3 protein-coding genes are annotated in these 1983 nt (G+C 65.2%); 2 read left to right on the top strand and 1 reads right to left on the bottom strand.

Features of this window, described 5'->3' with window-relative positions:
• Together lnt and HUK84_RS16315 are read left to right on the top strand one after the other, a co-directional pair.
• A partial coding sequence (lnt, locus tag HUK84_RS16320) for an apolipoprotein N-acyltransferase (protein ID WP_176641221.1) occupies nucleotides 1-629 on the top strand: 629 nt, incomplete at its 5' end.
• Between the two features lie 348 nt (nucleotides 630-977).
• The gene (locus tag HUK84_RS16315; protein ID WP_246285737.1) at nucleotides 978-1436 is read left to right on the top strand and encodes a helix-turn-helix domain-containing protein; all 459 of its coding nucleotides are present in this window, start codon (nucleotides 978-980) and stop codon (nucleotides 1434-1436) included.
• 109 nt (nucleotides 1437-1545) lie between these two features.
• Here the strand turns inward: HUK84_RS16315 and HUK84_RS16310 are convergent.
• Nucleotides 1546-1983: protein-tyrosine phosphatase family protein (locus HUK84_RS16310; protein ID WP_176641220.1), on the bottom strand; the 438-nt coding region annotated here is incomplete at its 5' end.

The following is a 1983-nucleotide window of genomic DNA, read 5'->3' as shown; positions in this document are numbered from 1 at the left end:
CGGCGGGCATGATCGGCACGCTGCGCGGCGACAGTGACGGACGGTGGCGCAACAGCGTGCTCGCGCTGGCCGAACCGGACGGGCATGTGGCCGGCTTGTACGACAAGGCCCACCTGGTGCCGTTCGGCGAGTACGATCCCTGGCTGCTGCCGTTCCACGTGGTGCCCGGCGCGGGGATGGTGCCGGGGCCCGGGGCGCGGACCTGGCACCTGCCGGGCGTGTCCCCGGTCGGGCCGCTGATCTGCTACGAGGTCATTTTTTCCGGCCAGGTGGCCGATATCCATGACCGGCCGGACTGGCTGGTGAACGTGACCAACGACGCCTGGTACGGCAACACGGCCGGCCCGCGCCAGCATCTGGCCACGGTACGCATGCGCGCGGTGGAAGAGGGGCTGCCGATCGCCCGCGCGGCCAATACCGGCATTACGGCCGCGTTCGACGCCCACGGGCACGAACTGGGCCGGCTGGGGTGGAATCGCCAGGGTTTCCTGGTCGTGTCCATCGGCGGCGCGCTGCCGGTGACGCCGTTCGGCCGCTGGGGCCGCTGGATTCCGGCCATCCTGGCGCTGGGCGTCCTGCTGCCGGCCCTGGCATGGCGCGGCAGGGCGCAGAGACGACGTCCCGTTTAGAGCAGGTCGTGATGAGGTGGGATCATCCCCGTCACGTGAAGATGCTTCATAAATTCATGAATTCCATGAATTTATGAAATTCATGCACGAATTTTTGAGGCCGGCAGGCGGATCACCGATCCGCGCCGTCGTGCGATCGCCTCGTTCTCGTCATGTTTTCCGCCCAATCTTTTCTATTATAGCCATACCGTTTCCGGTACGTCTCGTGCCGGCACGGGCCGCGGGATTCTGCCGTTCGTTCATAATGTGATCGGGTATGAAAATTGCGGCCGACGGAGCGATCTTATAATAGTTAATCATTCTTTAACGCGGTCGTCGAAAACGCGATCGCATGGGTGGACCACTCTTTTGACCGACAAGCGAGGTTCTGGGCCCAGTCCTGTGGATGTCCATGTTGGCAGTCGGATCCGGTTGCGGCGGACCTTGCTGGGCATGTCACAGGAACGTCTGGGCGATGCGCTGGGGCTGACATTTCAGCAGGTGCAGAAATATGAACGAGGCACCAACCGGGTCAGCGCTTCACGCCTATACGAGTTGACGCATGTGCTGGACGTGCCGGTCAGCTTCTTCTTCGATGGGCTGGAAGGCGCGACCGCCCCGCGCGGCCTGGCGGCGGGGGGCAATTTTGCCCAGGCGCAGCAATTGTTCGGCGGCCTGTCCGACGGCATGGGCATGCCCGGCAGCGAACTCACCCTGTTCTCGCGCCGCGAGGCCGTCGAACTGGTGCGCCTCTATTATCAGATCACCGACCCGGCGGTGCGCCGGCGCGTGCTGAACCTGATCCGGACCATGGTCCCCGCGGAATAGCCGAAGACGCTGCCTTAGACCCCAATTTATTGATAAACAAATGGTTTCCAAAGGCACCGCCTTTGGCGGGGTCCGGGGCAGGGCCCCGAAAAACCGAACCCGCCCGCCCCTATTCGCGGCGCAGCACCCGGTCGGTGATGAACGAGGACAGGCGGCCGGCGACGAAATCCCGGCGCAGCCTGGCCTCGTCATATTCCGTGCCGACCCAGTCCAGGAAGGGCAGCCTGCCCTCGGCTTCCGCCTGATAGCGTAGGAAGAACGCATCCAGGATGCCGGTGCGCGAACGGCTGAAATGACCGAACCGCCAGGAAAGCTGCCGCAGGGCCTGCGCGGCGGTGCCCCCTTCGAACAGGATGACCAGGCCCGATGCCAGCCCCGCCCGGTCGGCGCCGGATTTGCAGTGCATCAGCATCGGAAAGTCCAGCGTGCGGTACAGCGCCGCGAAGCGCAGGATGCGGTCGCGATGCGGGGCGCCGCGGCTTTCGAACGCCATGTCCAGATGGGTCAGCCCGACCCGCGCCGCCGCCGCCCGCGACAGCGCGTCCGA

Source organism: Nguyenibacter vanlangensis (assembly GCF_013376155.1).
GTDB classification, from domain to species: domain Bacteria; phylum Pseudomonadota; class Alphaproteobacteria; order Acetobacterales; family Acetobacteraceae; genus Gluconacetobacter; species Gluconacetobacter vanlangensis.
Note: the sequence above shows the minus strand (reverse complement) of the source record. Positions and strands in the feature narration are given on the sequence as shown.